We start from the raw sequence: 19,677 nt of genomic DNA, 5'->3' as shown, positions 1-19,677 counted from the left end.
CGCCGCGGGGACCCGTCTCGACGGATACCCCTCAAACCTGGCCGTGATGCCGCGGTTCAAGTGTGCGAAACGGCTAGCCGCACGCATGACTACGCGATCTCCTCGGGAGGTGCGCTGACGTGTCCGGTCCGCATCAGGACCAGCCCCTCGTGACCGCCGGCGCGCCGCTCGACGCTGCCGAGGCGGCCGTCGTACTGGTTCACGGCCGCGGGGCCACCGCGCGGAGCATCGTCCGGATGGCCGACGAGTTCCACGAGCACGGCGTCGCCTTCCTCGCGCCGCAGGCCGCGCGGAACACGTGGTACCCGAACTCGTTTCTCGCGCCGGTCGAACGCAACGAGCCGGGGCGCTCGTCGGGCCTGCAGGCGATCCGCGACGCGATCGACGAGGCGAACGACGTCGGCGTCCCGACGGAGCGCGTCATGCTGCTCGGCTTCTCGCAGGGGGCCTGCCTCGCGAGCGAGTTCGTCGCGCGCAACCCGCGACGGTACGGCGGCCTCGCCGTCCTCTCCGGCGGCCTCATCGGCCCCCAAGTCGACCCCGCGGCGTACGAGGGGTCGGTCGACGGGACGCCGGTGTTCCTCGGCTGCGACGCCGACGACCCGCACATCCCGCAGGAGCGCGTTCACGAGACCGCGGAGGCGTTCGAGCGCCTCGACGCCGACGTGACGAAGCGGATCTACGACGACCTGGGCCACGGGATCAACGACGACGAGATCGACCGCGTCTCGGAGATGGTCCGTGGTCTCCTGGAGTGAGGGGGCCGGTCAGATGACGCCGACAACTCCCGGACTCCACCACGTCTCCGCTATCGCCGGCGACCCGCAGGAGAACGTCGACTTCTACGTCGAGACGCTGGGACTGCACCCGGTGAAGCGGACCGTGAACTTCGACGAGAAGTTCATGTATCACCTCTACTACGGCGACGCCGCGGGGACGCCGGGGACCCTGCTGACGTTCTTTCCGTTCGAGCGCGGGCAGGTGGGCCGAGTGGGGAAGCCCCAGCCCCAGACCACGGCGTTCGCGATCCCCGCTGGCTCCGCGGAGTACTGGCACGAGCGCCTCGAATCCCGCGGCGTCGACGTCGACTCGCCGACCGAACGGTTCGACGAGACGGTCGTCGCGTTCCGCGACCACGACGGGAACAGCCTCGAACTCGTCACCGCCGACTCGCCGCTACCGCGGACGACCGACGAGTCGGTGCCGACGGAGCACGCGATCCGCGGTTTCCACGGCGTCACGCTCCTCTCGGCGAGCGTCTACCACACCGCCAGCGCCCTGGAGGTGCTCGGCTACGAACTGGTCGATCAGGAGGGCGACCGCGTCCGCTACCGCGCGCCCGGCGACGCAGCCGCGGTCGTGGACCTGTTAGACGTCGACGCCGAGTACGGGAAGGAGGGCGCCGGCACCGTCCACCACGTGGCGTTCCGGCGAGGGGACGCGTCGCTCGCCGAGTGGCGCGACCGGCTGGACGACGCCGGTATGGAGCCGACCCGGATCAAGGACCGCTTCTACTTCGAGTCGGTGTACGTGCGCGAACCGGGCGGGATCCTCTTCGAGATCGCGTCGGACGAACCGGGCTTCGCGGTCGACGAGGACCCGGCCGAGTTCGGTGCGTCGCTCCGGCTCCCGCCGTGGTTCGAGGAGGACCGAGAGATGATCGAGGGACAGCTCCCCCCGATCGACCTCCCGCGGGCGGAGTGAGCGAGCGGACTCCGCGGGAAGTCCGCGGAACGTCCCGATCTACGGCGCGCCCGCCATGACGAACGTGCTCTCCTCGTCGCCGTTGCGGATCCGCCGCGACGCGTCGGGCGAGATGCGGACGGCGTCGCCCGACTCCAGGTCCACGTCCTCCCCGTCGATCGTAACCGTGGCGGAGCCCTCGACGAGGTAGTAGATCTCTTCGTGGCCTTCGTCCGCGTGGTCGTGCTCCTTGCCGGTCCAGCCCGGTTCGACCTCGACGACCGTGAGACCGAGGTTCTCGGCGTCGAGCGGGTCGCGCAGGAAGCGCAGTCCGCCGCCGACCGGGTCGACGTCGTCGCTGTTGACCTTGGTGTGTGACATACTTTCGGCTACGGCGCGAACGCTGAAAACGCTAGTCGTCGCGGGAGGGACGACTGGTCCGTATTTGTCCGCTAAATATACAGATATTTACTATAGCAGATATCCTATGAATCTGTCGTTCTCTGAAACGCTCTCGGTAGGATCTGTAGGGATAGAGAGGAGAGCAGCGATCATCAACCGTCCGTAGAATCCGTTTGATCGATTCGGATACTCTCATCGAGTACTTCTACGGCGATAGTGCTCTATCTGACGGTATTCGGGTGTAGTACGGCGCTATCGAGGATCCACCATCCGAAGACGCCTCAGTTAATTTCGAAGCGGAAATTAACAACTGATAGTTAATTCGCGGATCAGTACGCGCGAGTGACGTACTGCGACCGCCTAGAGATCCACCGGTTCCTCTCTCTCGGCGGACTCGTGGAGCGCCTCGATGATCCGCATGTCCTGAAGACCGTGGCGGCCGTCGGGGTACACGTCCGCGCCTGTCAGCACGCGGTCGGCGAAGTAGTCGAACTCCTCCAGCATCTCGCGCTCGGCGTCGGTCCCCTCGTGTTCGACCGTGACCGAGACGCCGTCCCGCGAGAGGCGGAGCGTCGGTTCGCCGTGGAACGCCGGGTCCAGTTCGATCGTCCCCTCCGTGCCGACGATCTTGAGCTGGGTGTCCTCGGCGGCGTGCTGGCTCGACGTCGAGACCATCTGCACGTCGTCCTCGAAGACGAACAGCGATGCGGCGCGCTCGTCCGGCACGTCCTCGAACGCCTCGTGGAGCGAGGCCATCCGGGACTGGACGGTCGTGGGCTCCCTGCGGAGGAGGAACCGCGTCGTGTTGATGGAGTACAGCCCCAGGTCCATCACCGAGGATCCGTACCCCGACACGTCGGGGTCGAGCCGCCACTGGTCTGGGTCCGGGATCATCTCCAGCAGCGGCTGGCTGTTGTTGCCGTACACGGAGACGGGCTCCCCGAGGAAGCCGTCCTCGATCAGTTCGCGTGCGCGCTGGACGGTCGGGTCGGTGTGCATTCGGTACGCGATCATCAGCGGCACGTCGGCGTCCGCACAGACTTCGACCATCTCCTCCGCCCGTTCGACGCTCGCCTCCATCGGCTTCTCGCAGAGCACCGGTTTTCCCAGGTCCGCGGCCGTCTCGACGTACTCTAGGTGGTAGGCGTTCGGCGTGCCGACGTACACCGCGTCGTACTCGTCGGTCGCCTCGCCGTCGTGGAACTCGTCGTAGCTGATGCCGCGGCCGACGCCGTTCTCGTCGGCGACGCGCTCGGCCTTCTCCGTCGAACTGCTCACCAGCACCGTTACCTCGCTCAGGTCCGAGGACTCGATGGCCGGGATGGCGACGTCGACCGTCCACCAGCCCAGTCCGAGCAGCGCGTACCGGACGGTGCCGTCGTCCGCGGTCTGCCAGGTCCGCTCGTCGAAACCGTCGATCCACTCTTTCATGGATAGACGTACTCGCGGTCGAACCAAAAACCTCCGCGTCTTCCGATCGCCGCGGCGAAAAAGGGGACGAGCGGGGATCGGCCGCCGCTACTCGTAGACGTGGGTGCTGCCCGTGCTGTTCGACTCGATGTAGTCCCAGTCGTAGTCGACGCCGAGGCCGGGACCGTCCGGCACCGTCACGGTGCCGTCGTCGTCGACGGCGTCCATCATGTCGGAGTAGCCGCCCTCGTACACCGGCGGCTGGGTGTTCTGGCAGTGCGGGTGGACCAGCGCCATCTCGTAGTAGTTGGAGTTCCGGCAGGCGGCGATGCAGTGGCGCTGGGCGGGGCCGGGCGCGTGGAACTCCACGTCCAGGCCGTACGCCTCGGCCATGTGTGCCACCTTCATCGCGCCGGTGATGCCCGCGTCGTACTCCGGGTCTGCGCGCAGGAAGTCCGTGCCGTCGTGCTTGGCGAAGTCGGACTTGAGTTCGAGCCCGCGGACGTGCTCGGTCTGGAGGATCGGCGTGTCGAGCTTCTGGGCGAGCTTCCGGTGGGCGTGCTGGGAGATGCCGCCGTCGCGGTAGGGGTCCTCGTACCAGAAGAAGTCCTGTTCGTCGAGCGCGCGCCCGAGTTCGAGCGCGTCGGCGAACGTCTCCAGCTCGCAGGCCGGGTCGTGCATCAGGTCCATGTCGTCGCCCACGGCCTCGCCGACCGCCCGGACGGCCTCGATCTCGCGGTCGAGGTTGCGGAGCTGGTCGCCGCCGCCCCAACCGTGGATCTTGAAGCCGCCGAAGCCGCGGTCGCGGCAGTCCTCGGCGAACTCCGCGAACGCCTCGGGCGAGTCGAGTCCGCCGGCGTCGTCGCCGTGGTACGTCGAGGCGTACGCGGGGATACGCTCGCGGTAGGTGCCGAGGAGTTCGTGGATCGGCGCGTCGTAGTACTTGCCGGCGAAGTCCCACAGCGCGATGTCGATCGGGCCGATCCCCATCCGGTCGTACTTCCGGAGGGCGCGTTTGATCTCGGACCAGTGCTTCTCGCGCTTGAGCGGGTTCTTCCCCACGAGGTACTGCGCGATGATGTTGTACTGCGCGGCGGCGGGCGAGTTCCCGCCGACGTACTCGCCGGTGATCCCCTCGTCGGTGTGGATCTTGATACCGAACAGCTTCCGCATCGTCGTCTCCCCGGGCTCGTACACGAGGTTGAAGCCGTGTTCGTCCGTACCCACGTCCTCCAGCGGGTACTGGAACTCCGTGCTCTCGATCTTCGTTATCGTCGGTGCCATACCGCCACGATTCCGCAGTGGTGGTATTAAAAGCATCGTCGCGCGCGTCGGGGTCGCGGCGAATCGACCGGCCGCGATGGGTGGTGTCCGCCCGGCTGCGTCCGGCAGCTCAGTCCCCGTCGAGCGCGCCGATCCGGCGGATCCCGGGCTCGGACAGCCTGAACGAACAGCCGACGTGCGGCGGTTCGATGACCCGAGGGTACTCGTGGGACGCCGCGTGCTCGTGGAGCACCTTCGGATCGGCACCGACGCCCTGCCACATGTCGTGGTGTGAGGGGACCAGCCGCATCAGTTCTAGCTGGTTGGCCGCCTCGATCACCTGGTTCTCGTCCATGTACCAGCGCGTCCGCTCGCCGCGGCCCAGTTCCGGCTTGTAGATCTCTCCGACGGAGCCGAACGCGAGCGCGCCCACGTCCACGTCGAACTCCCCGGCGACCGCTTCGAACGCCTCGGCCGGGCGGCTGTCGCCGCCGTGGAAGAACGTGCCGGCGTCGTGCTCGACGACGTAGCTCACCGGTTCGATCGCGTCCGGGTCGTTCGCGCCCCGTACGTGGACGGTGAAGTCGCCGACCTCGAAGTCGTCGCCAGCGGCGATCTCGTTGCTTTGGTCGTCGGGCGCTCGGAGGTCGTCCTCGTAGTCCGGCGACTCGTAGGACGCGGCCGGCGCGTACAGGTCCGCGCCGAGGTCGTTCACCAGCGGGCCGTACGACGGTGGGTGCATGTGGTCGATGTGCTCGTGGGTGACGAGCACGCCGTCGCAGTCGGTCGCGTCGGCCGGGTCCATCGGCACCGGGATCATGCGGACGATGTTCGGCGGGTCGCCCGCCCCGAAGTACGGGTCGACGTACAGCGTCGTCGACCGCGACCGGATGACGAAGCCGTTACAGCCGAGGTACCAGACTATCACCCCGTCGCCGGGGTCGGCCGCTTCGATCTCGTCGCGGACGAACCAGTCGCCCCATGTCGAACGTATCATGTCGCGGAGCTTCGGCGGGACGGTGCAAAAATATTGGTGCCGTGCATGTTCGTCCTGGGGCACGCGCACGAGCGCGGGCTCGGTCTCTCCTGAGGTGTTCGAGGCCGCGGTGTTCGAGGGGGTGCGGCGACGGGTCGCTCTCAGTCCAGTTCGACAGTCGACTCCGTCTCGGCGGCCTCGTACACCGCCTTGATCGCCTCGATGTCGACCAGCCCGTGCTCCCCGTCCGGATACGGCTCCTCGCCGGCGAGCAGGCAGTGCGAGAAGTACTCGAACTCCTCCTCCATCTGGTCTATGCCCTCGAAGTCCACGTCGAACGTCGTCCCACCGCGCGAGACGGTGAGCCCGCGGTCGTCCCACGGGTAGAAGGCCGGTTCGACGCGGACACGCCCCTCGGTCCCGATGACCGAGATGTGGCTCGCCATGTAGGCGTTCTGGCTGGCGGTACAGACCGCGTACACGTGGCCCGGGAAGTCGAGCTGGAACGCGCCGTGCTCGTCCGGCACGTCCTCGAACTCCTCCTGCACGGACGCGACCGTGCCGCGCACCCGGACCGGGTCCTCGCCGAGCAGGAACCGGCTGGTGTTCAGCGGGTACAGTCCGATGTCCATGACCGCACACCCGCCCGATAGCTCGCCGTCGAGCCGCCACTGGTCAGGGTCGGGAACGAGATCGAGGATCGGCTCGGTCATGTTGCCGTTGACGAAGACCGGGTCGCCGATCACCCCCTCGTCGATGAGGTCTTTCGCGCGCCGGACCGCCGGCTCGGTGTGCATCCGGTAGGCGATCATCAGCGTCGCGTCGTGCTCCTCGCAGACCTCGACCATCCGCTCCGCGCGCTCGATCGTCGCCTCCATCGGCTTCTCGCAGAGTATCGCCTTGCCCAGTTCCGCGGCCGTCTCGACGAAGGGGAGATGGAGCGCGTTCGGCGTGACCACGTAGACAGCGTCGTACGCGTCGCTCGCAGCGCCGTCGTGGAACTCCTCGTACGTGATCGCGCGCTCGACGGTGGGCGAGCCCTCGGCGACCTCCTCGGCCTTCTCGCGGTCCCCGCTGACCAGTACCGTCGTCTCGCAGAGGTCGCCGTTCGCCACGGCCGGCATCGCCTGTTCGCGGGTCCACCACCCGACGCCGATCATGGCGAAGCGGACCGGGTCGTCCGTCTCGGTGATCTCCTGCCAGTCCCGTCGCTCGAAGTCGTCGGCGAGCGCTTCTAGCTCCATGCGGGTACCCTCTCGGCCGGCCGTAATAGGCGTTGCGTCGGTAAAACGGGGGAAGCCCGACCCGTTCAGTAGTTGTCGTACACCGTCTTGCTGATGGTGTAGAAGTCGAGCCCGGCGTCGCCCTGTTCGCGGTACGTCTCGCTGGAGGACGCCTTCATCCCGCCGAACGGGACGTGCAGTTCCAGCCCGGTCGTCTTCTCGTTGATCTTCACGACGCCGGACTCGGCCTCGTTGACGAAGCGGTTGGCCTCGGTGTGGTCGTCGGTGACGATGCTGGCCGAGAGCCCGTACTCGACGCCGTTAGCGACTTCGAGGGCTTCCTCGTAGCCGCTTACGGGGATGACCGACAGCACCGGACCGAAGATCTCCTCCTGCGCGATGCGGTAGTCGGGGTCGACGTCGGAGAAGACGGCGGGCTCGACGAAGTAGCCGTCGCCGTCGATCGCCGCGCCGCCGGTTTCGAGGGTCGCGCCCTCGCGCTCGCCGACCTCGACGTAGTCGACCGTGCTCTCCAGTTCGGACTCGCTGACGTGCGGGCCCATGTCCGGGTCGTCGAGGCCGTGGCCCGGTTCGATCGCCTCGGCGCGCTCGACGACGGCGTCGACGAACTCGTCGTACACCTCCTCGTAGACGATCGCGCGGGAGCAGGCGGTACAGGCCTGGCCGGTGACGCCGAACGCCCCGGACGCGACGATGTCCGCGGCCTCCTCGACGTCCGCGCTGTCGGAGACGACGGTCGGGTTCTTCCCGCCCATCTCGAGCTGAACGCGCTTGCCGTCGTCGGTCGCGGTGTCGTACACCTGGTTGCCGACCTTCGTGCTGCCGGTGAAGGAGACGGCGTCGACGTCGGGGTGGCTGGCGATGGTGTCGCCGACCTCGCTGCCGGGGCCGGTGACGACGTTGAGGGCTCCGTCCGGGAGGCCGGCCTCGTCCAGGGCCTCGGCCATCTCGTGGACGACGCCGGGGGCGAGCGACGCGGGCTTGATGACTGCGGCGTTGCCGGCCGCCAGCGCGGGCGCGATCTTCCAGGCCGGGATGGCGATGGGGTAGTTCCACGGCGTGATCAGGCCGGCGACGCCCACCGGCTCGTTCTTCGTGTAGAGGTTCGTGTTCCGTGAGCTGGACCCCTTGACCGTGCCGCCGAGGTCGCTGGCCTTCGCGCCGTAGTAGTCGAAGATGTCGATCGCGCGTTGGACCTCGCCGCCGGCCTCGCTGCGGGTCTTCCCCTCCTCTTTGACGAGGAGTTCGGTGAGTTCCTCCTTTCGCTCCGCGAGCAGGGCGCCGGTGCGCGAGAGGATACGACCGCGCTCGGGGCCGGGAGTGGTGCCCCACTCCTCGCTCGCCGCGGCGGCGGCCTCGATGGCCTCCGCGGCGTCGTCGGCGTCGGACTGCGGGTAGGTCGCGACGGCCTCGGAGGGGTTCGCCGGGTCGTACGTCTCGAACGTCTCTCCGGTGTTCGCTTCTCGCCATTCGCCGTTCACGTAGTTCAGGCGCTCGTCGGGCATACGTGACCTAGTCGTTCCGTGGGGGCAAAACCCTTTGCGATCGCGATCATTTGTCGCCGCCTTCGCGGGTCGGTGCCGCGGTCCCGCGCCGACGGGAGATTTATGAAGACCTAGACCGTCGGTGGCACCATGCGATACTTTCGCCTTCCCGACGGCGACGGCTCCCGTCTCGTCGCGGACGACGGCGACGCAGCGTACGACCTCACGGCCGCGAAGCCGCGACTCGACGGCTTCGGCGATCTCGCGGCGGCGGCGGACGTCGCGGGGACCGGCGTGAACGACCTGGCCGATGACCTGATCGACGCCGCCCCGACCGTCGACCGGGCGTCGCTCGACGAGGCGGTCCGTCCCGTCGTCCCCGAAGAGGTGTGGGCCGCGGGCGTCACCTACGAGATAAGCGAGGCCGCCCGCGAGGAGGAAAGCGGCATGCCCGAGATGTACCTGGACGTGTACGAGGCCGAACGCCCCGAGATCTTCTTCAAGGCGACCCCGAGCCGGACGGTCGGCCCGGGCGAGGCCGTCGGCGTCCGTGAGGACTCGTCGTGGGACGTACCGGAGCCCGAACTGGGGATCGTCCTCTACGACGGCCGGATCGTCGGGTACACGGTCGGGAACGACGTGAGCAGCCGCGAGATCGAGGGCGCGAACCCCCTCTACCTCCCGCAGGCGAAGGTGTACGACAGGTGCTGTTCGATCGGGCCCTGCGTCACCGCCGCGGAGAGCGTCGACCCGCACGACCTGACGATGTCGATGGAGATCCGCCGCGACGGGGACGTCGTCTACGAGGACGAAACCTCGACCGGCGAGATGGCCCGGACGTGCGAGGAACTCGTCGACTGGTGGCGCGCCCACGACACCGTTCCCGAACTCGGCGTCCTACTCACCGGTACCTCGCTCGTTCCGGAGGAGGGGTTCACCCTCCGAGCGGACGACGAGGTCAGCATCCGCATCGAGGACATCGGCGAACTCGCGAATCCCGTCGTCGACGTGTAGCGACGGCCGGCGTTCGTCATTGGCAAAAGATAGTCCGAGTGAGACGAACCGATCCGGCGTGCCGTCGACGCGACTCCGACGATACTGCCCCCCTGAACCGCGTCATACATGCCCATGACGAGACTGTCTCCGAATTGTTCTAAAGTGTCGCTACTATCGACACCTAGTTGTTCGGTAATAGAAAACGAGGTTACGATATTGACGAACCTCAGGTAGCACCGACGGTGCCCGCGTTAACACACATAGAACGCCTGTTAGCCAGATGCGAACGTCCTAGCGAACGATCCCTGACCGAGGGGACGGAAATATTCCCCTGCGCCGGTCCGAGACGCCGATTCGGGGTTCACTATAGGGAAACGCGGAAGGGCCGGACGCGCGGCATCCCCGAGCGCGAGGGCGTCGGACCCACCGGTGGGGATTACAAAATTAGGGGTGTAAAGAGGTTTCAGTGAGAAACCGATCCCGCTGGCCCGCCGGCGAACCCGGAGCGTTCGCGGCGCCCGTTCGGCGCTGACGAAACCCGAATCTATTTGTGAACCTCATCCCTTGGTTCTATCATGGAACCGGCTAGACTTACTGTAGAGAACATCGGCGGTATCGAATCCGCGGAAGCGGAGCTGCCGCCGGGGGTGACGGTCCTCGCCGGCCCGAACGCCTCTAACAAGACGTCGTTCCTCCAGGCCGTCATGGCCGGGCTCGGGAGCGACCAGATATCGCTGAAAGCCGACGCGGACGAGGGTCGCGTCGAACTCGACCTCCACGGGGAGACGTACGAGCGCACGTTCACGCGAACGGGATCGGGCGTCTCCGTCTCCGGGGACCGCTACCTCGACGACCCCGAACTCGCCGACCTGTTCGCGTTTCTGCTGAAGTCGAACGAGGCCCGCCGCGCCGTCGAGGCGGGGGCGGACCTCCGCGAACTCATCATGCGACCGGTCGACACCGACGCCATCCAGAGCGAGATCGAACGGCTGCAGGAGGAGAAGTCGCGGCTCGACGACGAGTTGTCCGAGGTGCAGTCGCTGAAACAGCGGCTCCCGGACCTGGAACAGCGAAAGCAGTCCATCGAGGACGACATCGAGTCGACGCGGGAAGAGCTCGAAGCGGCGGAGGAGGAACTCGACGACGTCGACGCGTCGGTCGAGGACCGCCGCGAGGAGAAGGACGAACTGGAGGAGAAGCTGTCGGAGCTCAGCGAGGTGCGGTCCGAACTGGAAGACGTCCGCTACGACATCGAGACGAAGCGGGAGAGCCGTGACTCGCTCCAGGAGGAGCGCCGCGAACTCGAAGAGCGCGAGGAGGACCTCGACGCCGTTCCCGAGGCAGAGCTGGAGACCTTGGAGGACCACATCGACGACCTGCGCCGCCAGAAGCAGTCGCTCGACGCGGAGATAAGCGAGCTCCAGAACACGATCCGCTTCAACGAGAAGATGATCGACGACGCGCGCGAGGGGACCCACCCCGCGATCCAGACCGCGCCCGACGGCGGCGAGGAGGGGGCGCTCACCGACCGACTGCTGGAAGAGAACCAGGAGACGGTCTGCTGGACCTGCGGCTCCGAGGTCGACATCGACCGCATCGAGGACACGCTCCAGAACCTCCGCGACCTGCGCCGCCAGAAGCTCGACGACAAGGACGACCTCGAGTCGGAGCTAGACGAGTACAAGGAGCGCAAGCGCGACTACGAGCGCCGACGCCAGAACGTCGAACAGGTCCGCCAGCGGATCGCCCGGACCGAGACCGAGATCGAGTCCACCGAGTCGGCGCTCGACCGACTCACAGACCGCAAGGGCGAGCTGATGGACGAGGTCGAGCGACTGGAGGCCGAGGTCGAGGAGCTGGAGTCGGAGACCTACGAGGAGGTGCTCGACCTCCACCGGAACGCGAACGAACTCGAGTACGAGCTCGGGAAGCTCGAAAGCGAGCGCGACGACGTCGTCGAGGAGATCGAGGAGATCGAGGCGGAGATCGAGCGCGAGGACGAGATCGAGGACCGGCGCGAGGAGATACAGGATGAACTCGTCGACCTCCGGACGAAGATCGACCGCATCGAGGAGAACGCCGTCGAGGAGTTCAACGAGCACATGGACGAGGTGCTGACGATCCTCGACTACGAGAACATCGAGCGCATCTGGATCGAGATCGTCGAGAAGGAGGTCCGCGAGGGCCGCCGGAAGGTCCAGCAGAACGCGTTCGAACTGCACGTAGTCCGCAGCAGCGACGGCGGCGTCGCCTACGAGGACACCGTCGACCACCTCAGCGAGAGCGAGCGCGAGGTCACCGGACTGGTGTTCGCGCTCGCGGGCTATCTGGTCCACGATCTCCACGAGCAGGTCCCGTGTATGATCATGGACGCCCTCGAACCGATCGACTCCGACCGCATCGCCGCACTCGTCGAGTACTTCGAATCCTACGTCGACTACCTCGTGGTCGCTCTCCTCCAGGAGGACGCCGAAGCGCTGGAGGTCGACCACCACACCGTGGCAGACATCGGCGCGTAATTCCGTTTTCGAAGTCCGTTTCTCGGCGGCAACGATCGACTCCAATCGTTCGACTGATGGTCTATCTATCTCGGATGTGTCTATAGAATATTTCTGATACAAGTTGCAGAGAGTAGTCCCAGTGTTCGAAGACGTTCCACGGGATATAAAGCAGTGATTGCCGTAAAAGGGCCTATACTCGACTATGAACGACGCTTACCTCGTTACAGTCCCTCAATGAGCAGATCCCGCGACAAGACATTACAGATGCGTCTTTCGCCTCTCAATCCAATTCACCTGCATCGATACTGATGAATAGGCCCGATTATATAATATATATTATAACTACTCTGTCCTATACCCAACTTTATGTTTGAAAAACTCGCGGGTTACCCTTGGATGATCGGCCGCCCTTCGCCGTCGCGTCAGACGTGCTCGCGGGGGAGCAGGGCCTCGAACTCCCGGTCGTTCAGCCAGTCGCAGAGCGCGACGAGTTGCTCGCACGCGGCCTCGAACAGTTCCTCTCCCTTCTCGGCGGTGGCGTCGGTCTGGTCGCCGAGCGCGCCGTTGTCGGTGTTGTCTGCGGCGTCGTAGAACGTCCGCGCGCCGTGGACCACCGTCCCCGCCTCCGCGACGCTGGCGATGCCCCCATCGCGCGCGTCCTCTAAGCGGTCGTCGTGGACGAGTTCGGGCGCGAGATGCTGGATCAGGGCGGTCTCCTTCGGCCCGGCGTGGGGGCCGTTCTGGGCGAACAGGTCGTCGACCAGCTCCGGGACGCTCTCGTTCCACATCCACTCGACGGCGTAGGCTTCGTGATCCTCGCGGAGGCGACGCCCTACCTCCCGGAGGTGGGGAACGTTGCCACCGTGGGCGTTCACGTAGACGACGCGGTCGATCCCGTGGTAGGTGAGATTACGCGTGAGTGACTCGACGTACTCGCGGAACGCCGTCGGGCTGACCCACATGGTGCCGTGGAACTGGCGGTGGTGGGAGCTGACGCCGACGTTCACCGTCGGAGTGCAGAGGACGCCGGCGCGGTCCGCCGCCTCGCGGGCGAACGCCTCGGCGATCAGGTGGTCCGTCGCCTCCGGCAGGTGTGGCCCGTGCTGCTCCGTCGAACCCAGCGGCACGAGCGCGAGCGATTCGTTTTCGAAGTACGACCCCAGGTCCGGCCAGGCGTTGTCGCCGAGGTACATCCTGTCGGACAAATGCGCTCGCGACGCTTGAACGATGGGGCCGACGAACAGGGGGAACGTCGGCCGTGAGCCGCCGTTCCGCGTCTGAATCGATCGGGGCCGGACCATCCCGTCTGGATGCGGTTTTCCGGCTCTATCCCACGGTTTGGTAATGCATATCATGAATTAAACCGTAGCTCTTAATGCCCTCAGGTAATTAGCAGCGCTACACATGGCATCCACCGACTCCCCGTCGTTCGAGGCGTTCGACGCGGACCGGCACTCGTCGCTGGGACAGGCGCTGGTGCCGATTCTCGGCGTCATCGTCTTCCTCGGCGTCGGGTCCGGGTATCTCAAACTCGACCCGCACGGGCCGCTGCTCTGGAGCATCGTTCTGACAGGCGTCGTCGGCCGGTACTGGTTCGACCTCTCGTGGGACGACCTGTACGACGGCATCGCCCGGAGCCTCCTGATGGGGCTCGAGGCGATCCTCATCCTGTTCGTGATCTACGCGCTCATCGCCACCTGGGTCAGCGCCGGCACCATCCCCGGCCTGATGTACTACGGCCTGTCGCTGCTCACGCCGCAGGTGTTCCTCCCGGTGACCGCGCTGCTCGCGGCCGTGGTGGCCTTCTCGATCGGGTCATCGTGGACCACCGCGGGGACGCTCGGCGTCGCGTTCATCGGCATCGGTTCGGGGCTGGGCGTCCCCGAGCCGATGACGGCCGGTGCGATCCTCACCGGTGCGTACGCCGGCGACAAGCAGTCGCCGCTGTCGGACACGACGAACCTAGCGGCCGCGGTGACGAACACGAACCTCTACGACCACATCCGCGGGATGCGGCTCGGGACGGCCGTCGCGCTCGGTCTCTCCGTCGTCCTCTACGCGATCCTCGGGATCCGCGCCGGCGGCGCGATCCCCGCCGGTCGCGTCGAGACCATCCAGACCGCCCTCGCGGGCTCGTACGAACTCTCCGCGCTCGTGTTCCTGCCGCTGGTCGTCACGTTCGGCCTCGCCCTCTACGGGTATCCCGCGCTCCCGACCCTCGTCGCCGGCGTGTTCGCCGGTGTCGGCACGACGATCCTCCTGCAGGGCGTCGCGTTCACGGCCGCGTGGGACGTGTTCCTCTACGGGACGAGCCCGGAGACGGGCGCCGACCTCGTGAACGAACTGCTGGCCAGCGACGGCCTCTCCGGGTCCGCGTGGACGATCAGCGTCGTCGTCGCGGCGCTGTCGCTCGGCGGTCTTCTGGAAGAGACGGGCGTCATCGCCGTGCTCGCGCACCGCCTCGCTCAGGCGGTCCGGGGCCGCGCGTCGCTGGTCGTCGGGACGGGCGCGTCCGCGTTCGCGGTGAACCTGTTCTCCGCCCAGCAGTACATGAGCATCGTAGTGCCGGGGATGACGCTTCGAGACCTCTACGACGAGTACGGACTCGACAGGACGCTGCTGTCGAAGTCCATCGAGTCCGTCGGGACGCCGACCGGCGCCCTCATCCCGTGGCACGCCGGCGGCGTCTTCATGGCGACCGTCCTCGAAGTGCCGACGCTGGAGTACGCTCCCTACTACTTCTTCGCGTTCCTCTCACCGCTGGTCCTCGTCGCGATGGCGGTGACCGGCAAGGGCTTGACTGCGGGTGCGCCCGCGCCGGACCCCGAAACGGTGCCCTCGGACGACTAAAGCGCTCTCGCGATCTTCGACCGGCGTTCGGAGCGGTTTTCCGGTTTTCGCCGCCGGTCGCTGACGCCCGATCCGGCCTCGTTTGCAGCCTCCCAGGGTTTAGGAGTGCCTAAACATCGAAGCACTTACGTAGGTTTAGGCAGCCCTAAAGAGTGATGGCACGATCCGACGACACGCAGTCGACGCGGCGGCAGGTACTCGCAACCGGTGGAGCGCTTGCGGCGACCGGCCTCCTCTCGGGCTGTCTCGACTCGGTCTCCGGCGACAGCGGCGGCGACGCGGATAACTCGGGGGACTCGTACACGGTATCGATGGAACCCGTCGGCGACGTGACGTTCGACGCCGTCCCGGAGACGTGGGTGGCGAACAACGGTAGCTGGGCGGACATGGGTATCGCGCTCGGCCTCGAACCGCCCGAGGGCCTCTGGCTCGCCCGCCGCTATCGCACACAGTACTACGACGCGATCGACGGAGTCTCCGTGGACAAGGGCGACATGATCAGCTTCTTCGACCAAGGGGTCGACAAGGAGCTGTACTACGAGGTGGACGCTGACGTCCACGTGATGGACCCCAACTTCCTGCTGAACCGCGCCGACGACTGGGAACAGGAGGACATCGACGAAGTGGAGAGTCAGATCGGACCGTTTTTCGGGAACAGCATCTTCTCGCGGGGGTACACCTGGCACGACGACTACAAGTACTACTCCCTCTACGAGGCGTTCGGAAAGCTCGCCGAGGTGTTCCAGCGGACGGACCGGTACGAGGCGTTCGTCTCGCTGCACGAGGAGTTCCAGTCGACGCTCTCGGACGTTGTCCCGCCGGCGGAGGAGCGGCCCTCTGTCGCCGTCCTCTGGGCGAGCGGCGACGAACCCGAGAGTTTCAGCCCGTACATCATCGACGAGGGGACGAGCTTCAAGCAGTGGCGCGACCTGCAGGTGAACGACGCGCTCGCGGACACTGACGTGAAGGACTTCCACAGCAACCGCGGCGAGATCGACTACGAGACGCTGCTCGACGTCGATCCCGACGTCTTGCTCCTCCGCGGACAGGAGAACAAGACGGCCGACGAGTTCGCGAACACCGTGCGGGCGTTCATGGAGGACCACAACGTGGCTAGCGAAATGACCGCCGTCCAGAACGGCGACGTGTACCGCGGCGGACCCCTCTATCAGGGGCCGATCACGAACCTCGTTCTCACCGAGCGCGCGGCGCGGCAGGTGTACGGCGTCGAGGAGGAACTGTTCGACCGGCAGGCCGTGGCCGACATCGTCGCGGGCGACGTGTAGGCTACCAGGCCGCGTCGAGGACTCGCTCCAGTTCCGCCGGCGTCGGGTCGAGGCCGGCGGGCGCGTTCGAAAGTAGCCCGTCGTCCGCCGTCGTCTGGGCGACGGCGTCGAGATCGGCTCGGTCAAGATCGCCGATGGATCGGAGACGCGACGGCATGTCCAGCGCGTCGCGGACGTCTTCCACGACGGCGACGACGCCCTTCGCGACCGCCTCGTCGCTCCGCCCCTCGGTCGGCACGCCGAGCGCGTCGGCCAGCAGGTCCCGGCGACCGTCGACCTCGTCGAACAGGTAGCGGAGCGCGTGCGGTGCGACGATGGCGTGTGCCCGCCCCTGCTGCACGTCCGAGTGAGCCGTCAGGCCGTGGCCGAACGCGTGGATCAGCGAGAGCGTCGTTTCGCCCGGTCGAGAGATCCCGTACTGGACGAGGAGGATCCCTTCGACCACCCGTTCCATCACCTCGCTGTCCTCGTCCTCGCGGAGTGCGGGCAGTCCAGAACGCAGCAGCGAGAGCCCCCGAGCGGCCGTCGCGTCCGTGATGGGGGTGGCGTTGCGCGCGTACAGCGTCTCGATACCTTTGTCGAACCCGTTCATCGCGGAGCCTGCCAGAACCTCGTACGGCGTCGTTTCGAACAGGTCGGGGTCGTACACCACCGCGGCCGGCATGAGCTTCGGGTCGCCGACGCCCCCGCCGACCGACTCGTCGACGAGGCCGTTTTCCGGGGACGCCGTGATCCCGGCCAGCTGCGAGAGGTCCGCGCCCGCGAGCGTCGTCGGTACCGCCGCGACCGGCGGGAGGTCGCCCTCGGGGACGGTGATCGTCCCCCGCTCCGCGAATTCCCGGCCGATTGCCTCCCGCGACCGGTCCGCGGCGGCGATGACGCTCGCCACCTTCGCCGTGTCGAGGCTACTGCCGCCGCCGAGGCTCACAATAGCGTCCGCGTCAGCCGCGCGGAACGCCTTCGCGGCGTCGAAGGCCGTCGACAGCTGCTTCGCGGGCGTCGTCTCGTCGAAGACTCCTGCGAGCGTTTCGCCCAGTCCGGCCTTCACCGGATCGATCACCGGCGGCGTCGAACCGACGGTCGTCCCGCAGACGACGAGCGCGCGGTCGATCCCCTGAGAGTCGAGTTCCTCGTCCAGTCGGCTGACGCTTCCTCGCCCCACCCGTATCACGCCCGGGTCGTACTCGAACCGTTCCGTGACGGTCGCGTCGTCAGGATCGCTCATGGGCGGGCCAAGTAGGTCTGTGGCAAAGTAATCATCTGAAGCGGATCGTCTCGGCGCGCTCGGCTGGTGTTACTCGCTAATGTAAATAATTGTATATCTGTCAACATCCGCTCCGATTGTAAGCTTACTGCTCACTTTACATTGCGACGTGTTTACAACCGTAAGTATGTAATCCGAGCACGACGGATCAGACGCTTCTTCTCGTCGGGCGATCGGTTTGACACGACATCCTCGATACGACAGCCGGACGAATTTGTTTGATAATTTCAAATCCTTTTCGGGGTTCGATTGCTTCGACCCCGGGCGCTGCTGCACCAGCGCGCTCTTCCGCCAGTCAGTTCCATCGATCGAGCCTGAACCGAGGCATTACGCGCCGCTGATCCTGGTCCCGAACAGTGCGCCTCGATATTTGTTTGATACTTTCGAACGCACTGGGGGTTCTGGGTCAGTGGGTTTCCTCGCCCTAAATAGCCATTATCGACCACTTGTGTCGCAGACTGTCGATCTTCCCCAATCCTTAGCCCGGCACACTGTTTGATATCGACGAACGACTGGTTGGGCGGCGAAGAAGGGACCTTAATTACCGCCGGCGAAAGAGGGCGGAGTATGGACGTCAGCGACGCGGTCGTGGAGAAGCTGGTATCGCTCGGGATCGACACGGTGTTCGGCATCCCCGGGAAGCAGTCGCTGCCGCTGAACGAGGGAATCGGCGGCCGCGACGATATCGAGTTCGTCGTCGCACGCCACGAGACCGCTGTGTCCCATCAGGCCTGGGGGTTTGCCGAGTCGAGCGGCGAGATGGCTGCCACCGTCGTCATCCCCGGGCCTGGCGACATGAACGCGATGAACGGGCTGAAAAACGCGCTGAACGACTGCACGCCGCTGCTGCACGTCGCGATAGAGACGGAGCCCGAGCTCCGCGGCGGCGACGCGATCCACGAGACGCCGCCGGACACGTACGACAACGTCGTGAAGGAGAACGTCGTCGTGAAGAACCCGGAGTCGACCACCGCCGTTCTCGAACGCGCCGTCGAGACGGCCCGGACGCCGCCGAAGGGGCCGGTCCGCGTCGGCGTCCCGAAGAACTTCCTGCGGATGGACGTCCCACTCGCGGCGGCGAGCGTCGATCGATCGCCGCAGGCCGCGGACGTCCCGGCGGACGCCGTCGCGACGGCCGCGAACCTGCTCGCGGACTCCCCGTCACCTATCGTCGTTGCCGGCGGCGGCGTTCGGGCCGCGGAGGCGACGCCGGAACTCCTGAGCGTCGCCGAACGCCTCGACGCGCCCGTCGTGACCACGTACAAGGGGAAGGGGACGATCCCGGACGACCACGAACTCGCCGCGGGGTGTCTGAGCGGCAGCGCGCCGCCGGAACTGCTGGACGAACTGGCCTCGGCCGAGACGCTGCTGGGCGTCGGCACCGACCTCGACGCGGTCGGCACCCGGAACTTCTCCGTCGAACTCCCGTCGGAGTTCGTCCACGTCACGCTCGACCCCGACGACGTAGGCACCGCCTACGACCCGACCGTCGGCATCGTCGCTGACGCCGCCGACGCGCTGGCGGCGCTCGACGACGCGCTCGCCGACCGCGAGATCCGCGCATCGGGCGGAGCCGACCGCGCTCGATCGGTCCGCGCCGCGACCGAGGAACGGATCGAATCGCTGCTCGACGACGAGCCGCTCACCTCCGTCCGGGCGCTCCGAGAAGTCCGCGAGGCCCTGCCGCGGGACGCCGTCGTGACCGCCGACGCCGGCGGCTTCCGCGTCTGGGGCCTGAACGTCTTCGAGGCGTACGGACCGCGGCGCTACGTCAACCCCGGATCGTGGGCGACGATGGGGACCGCGCTCCCGTCCGCGATCGGGGCCGCAGCGGCGGATCCGGACCGCCCGTCGGTCGCGCTGACCGGCGACGGCGGGCTGATGATGTGCGTCCACGAACTCCACACGGCGGCCGCCGAAGACCTCCCCGTCGTCGTGGTCGTCTTCAACAACGACGACTACGCCATCATCAGCGAGGAGGCCGGCCGGAGCTACGACCTCGCGCCGCAGGAGTACGGCTGGGGCGACGCTCCCCTCGACTTCGTCGCCGTCGCCGAGGGGATGAACGTGAACGCGACGCGGGCCGACACGCCCGCCGAGATCCGCGCGGCGCTCGACGAGGCCCTGGCCTCCGACGACCCGGAACTCGTCGAGGTCCGGACGGACCCTGCAGAACCGCAGGCGAGCGAATGGATGCGGGACTGACGCGTCACCCGTTCCGTACCTGGCGACGCAAGTAGTCCGTCCGCGAGCGTCCCCACTCGTGTGCTTCGGCCGACGCCGTGGGATAGGGTCGCCGTTGCTACGCGGAGCCGTCC

Annotated in this window: 15 protein-coding genes; 7 read left to right on the top strand and 8 right to left on the bottom strand. The window is 66.8% G+C overall.

Going from position 1 to position 19,677, the window contains the following annotated elements; translation table 11 throughout:
• The first annotated feature begins 119 nt into the window (after positions 1–119).
• Together D8670_RS18865 and D8670_RS18860 are read left to right on the top strand one after the other, a co-directional pair.
• Complete coding sequence (locus D8670_RS18865; protein WP_121819658.1) at positions 120–758, top strand: alpha/beta hydrolase; 639 nt, start codon at positions 120–122, stop codon at positions 756–758.
• 13 nt (positions 759–771) lie between these two features.
• Positions 772–1,704 carry a ring-cleaving dioxygenase gene (locus D8670_RS18860; RefSeq protein WP_121819657.1) on the top strand — a complete coding sequence of 311 codons (933 nt, stop codon included), beginning with the start codon at positions 772–774 and terminating at the stop codon, positions 1,702–1,704.
• Positions 1,705–1,743: 39 nt separating this feature from the next.
• Here the strand turns inward: D8670_RS18860 and D8670_RS18855 are convergent, their stop codons facing one another.
• The 6 genes from D8670_RS18855 to xacF form a co-directional block, all read right to left on the bottom strand.
• Positions 1,744–2,064 (bottom strand): cupin domain-containing protein, encoded by a 321-nt coding sequence (locus tag D8670_RS18855; protein ID WP_121819656.1) that lies wholly within the window; start codon positions 2,062–2,064, stop codon positions 1,744–1,746.
• Positions 2,065–2,445: 381 nt separating this feature from the next.
• Positions 2,446–3,516, bottom strand: a complete 1,071-nt coding sequence (gene gfo6, locus D8670_RS18850; protein WP_121819655.1) for a D-xylose 1-dehydrogenase Gfo6 — start codon at positions 3,514–3,516, stop codon at positions 2,446–2,448.
• Between the two features lie 87 nt (positions 3,517–3,603).
• On the bottom strand, positions 3,604–4,779 hold the full coding sequence (locus D8670_RS18845) for a mandelate racemase family protein (protein WP_121819654.1): 1,176 nt from the start codon (positions 4,777–4,779) through the stop codon (positions 3,604–3,606).
• A 109-nt stretch (positions 4,780–4,888) separates the two neighbouring features.
• A complete protein-coding gene (locus D8670_RS18840) occupies positions 4,889–5,755 on the bottom strand; it encodes an MBL fold metallo-hydrolase (RefSeq protein WP_121819653.1) in 867 nt (288 codons plus the stop codon).
• A 140-nt stretch (positions 5,756–5,895) separates the two neighbouring features.
• Positions 5,896–6,978 carry a D-xylose 1-dehydrogenase Gfo6 gene (gfo6, locus tag D8670_RS18835; RefSeq protein ID WP_121819652.1) on the bottom strand — a complete coding sequence of 361 codons (1,083 nt, stop codon included), beginning with the start codon at positions 6,976–6,978 and terminating at the stop codon, positions 5,896–5,898.
• Positions 6,979–7,043: 65 nt separating this feature from the next.
• Complete coding sequence (xacF, locus tag D8670_RS18830; protein ID WP_121819651.1) at positions 7,044–8,483, bottom strand: 2,5-dioxovalerate dehydrogenase; 1,440 nt, start codon at positions 8,481–8,483, stop codon at positions 7,044–7,046.
• Between the two features lie 129 nt (positions 8,484–8,612).
• Here xacF and D8670_RS18825 point away from each other — a divergent pair, with 129 nt between their 5' ends.
• Together D8670_RS18825 and D8670_RS18820 are read left to right on the top strand one after the other, a co-directional pair.
• Positions 8,613–9,476: a fumarylacetoacetate hydrolase family protein gene (locus tag D8670_RS18825; RefSeq protein ID WP_121819650.1), complete on the top strand. Its 864-nt coding sequence runs from the start codon at positions 8,613–8,615 to the stop codon at positions 9,474–9,476.
• Positions 9,477–10,033: 557 nt separating this feature from the next.
• Complete coding sequence (locus D8670_RS18820; RefSeq protein ID WP_121819649.1) at positions 10,034–11,977, top strand: archaea-specific SMC-related protein; 1,944 nt, start codon at positions 10,034–10,036, stop codon at positions 11,975–11,977.
• A gap of 404 nt (positions 11,978–12,381) precedes the next feature.
• Here D8670_RS18820 and D8670_RS18815 read toward each other — a convergent pair whose 3' ends face one another.
• Positions 12,382–13,152 carry a creatininase family protein gene (locus D8670_RS18815; protein WP_121819648.1) on the bottom strand — a complete coding sequence of 257 codons (771 nt, stop codon included), beginning with the start codon at positions 13,150–13,152 and terminating at the stop codon, positions 12,382–12,384.
• 211 nt (positions 13,153–13,363) lie between these two features.
• Between D8670_RS18815 and arcD the strand changes: the two genes are divergently transcribed.
• Complete coding sequence (gene arcD / locus D8670_RS18810; RefSeq protein ID WP_121819647.1) at positions 13,364–14,809, top strand: arginine/ornithine antiporter ArcD; 1,446 nt, start codon at positions 13,364–13,366, stop codon at positions 14,807–14,809.
• A gap of 155 nt (positions 14,810–14,964) precedes the next feature.
• A complete protein-coding gene (locus D8670_RS18805; protein WP_121819646.1) occupies positions 14,965–16,095 on the top strand; it encodes an ABC transporter substrate-binding protein in 1,131 nt (376 codons plus the stop codon).
• Position 16,096: 1 nt separating this feature from the next.
• Here the strand turns inward: D8670_RS18805 and D8670_RS18800 are convergent, their stop codons facing one another.
• Positions 16,097–17,320 (bottom strand): iron-containing alcohol dehydrogenase family protein, encoded by a 1,224-nt coding sequence (locus D8670_RS18800; protein WP_121819645.1) that lies wholly within the window; start codon positions 17,318–17,320, stop codon positions 16,097–16,099.
• Between the two features lie 606 nt (positions 17,321–17,926).
• Here D8670_RS18800 and D8670_RS18795 point away from each other — a divergent pair.
• Positions 17,927–19,564 (top strand): thiamine pyrophosphate-binding protein, encoded by a 1,638-nt coding sequence (locus D8670_RS18795; protein ID WP_121819644.1) that lies wholly within the window; start codon positions 17,927–17,929, stop codon positions 19,562–19,564.
• Positions 19,565–19,677 lie beyond the last annotated feature (113 nt).

It is taken from the genome of Halostella limicola, assembly GCF_003675875.1.
GTDB lineage: Archaea > Halobacteriota > Halobacteria > Halobacteriales > Natronoarchaeaceae > Halostella > Halostella limicola.
Note: the sequence above shows the minus strand (reverse complement) of the source record. Positions and strands in the feature narration are given on the sequence as shown.

Bases quoted from the DNA above. Each gene is read 5' to 3' on its own strand.
- D8670_RS18815 (WP_121819648.1), bottom strand. From the start codon at position 13,152: ATGTACCTCGGCGACAACGCCTGGCCGGACCTGGGGTCGTACTTCGAA.
- D8670_RS18855 (WP_121819656.1), bottom strand. From the start codon at position 2,064: ATGTCACACACCAAGGTCAACAGCGACGACGTCGACCCGGTCGGCGGC.
- D8670_RS18805 (WP_121819646.1), top strand. From the start codon at position 14,965: ATGGCACGATCCGACGACACGCAGTCGACGCGGCGGCAGGTACTCGCA.
- arcD (WP_121819647.1), top strand. From the start codon at position 13,364: ATGGCATCCACCGACTCCCCGTCGTTCGAGGCGTTCGACGCGGACCGG.
- D8670_RS18795 (WP_121819644.1), top strand. From the start codon at position 17,927: ATGGACGTCAGCGACGCGGTCGTGGAGAAGCTGGTATCGCTCGGGATC.
- D8670_RS18840 (WP_121819653.1), bottom strand. From the start codon at position 5,755: ATGATACGTTCGACATGGGGCGACTGGTTCGTCCGCGACGAGATCGAA.
- xacF (WP_121819651.1), bottom strand. From the start codon at position 8,483: ATGCCCGACGAGCGCCTGAACTACGTGAACGGCGAATGGCGAGAAGCG.
- D8670_RS18800 (WP_121819645.1), bottom strand. From the start codon at position 17,320: ATGAGCGATCCTGACGACGCGACCGTCACGGAACGGTTCGAGTACGAC.
- gfo6 (WP_121819655.1), bottom strand. From the start codon at position 3,516: ATGAAAGAGTGGATCGACGGTTTCGACGAGCGGACCTGGCAGACCGCG.
- gfo6 (WP_121819652.1), bottom strand. From the start codon at position 6,978: ATGGAGCTAGAAGCGCTCGCCGACGACTTCGAGCGACGGGACTGGCAG.
- D8670_RS18860 (WP_121819657.1), top strand. From the start codon at position 772: ATGACGCCGACAACTCCCGGACTCCACCACGTCTCCGCTATCGCCGGC.
- D8670_RS18845 (WP_121819654.1), bottom strand. From the start codon at position 4,779: ATGGCACCGACGATAACGAAGATCGAGAGCACGGAGTTCCAGTACCCG.
- D8670_RS18825 (WP_121819650.1), top strand. From the start codon at position 8,613: ATGCGATACTTTCGCCTTCCCGACGGCGACGGCTCCCGTCTCGTCGCG.
- D8670_RS18820 (WP_121819649.1), top strand. From the start codon at position 10,034: ATGGAACCGGCTAGACTTACTGTAGAGAACATCGGCGGTATCGAATCC.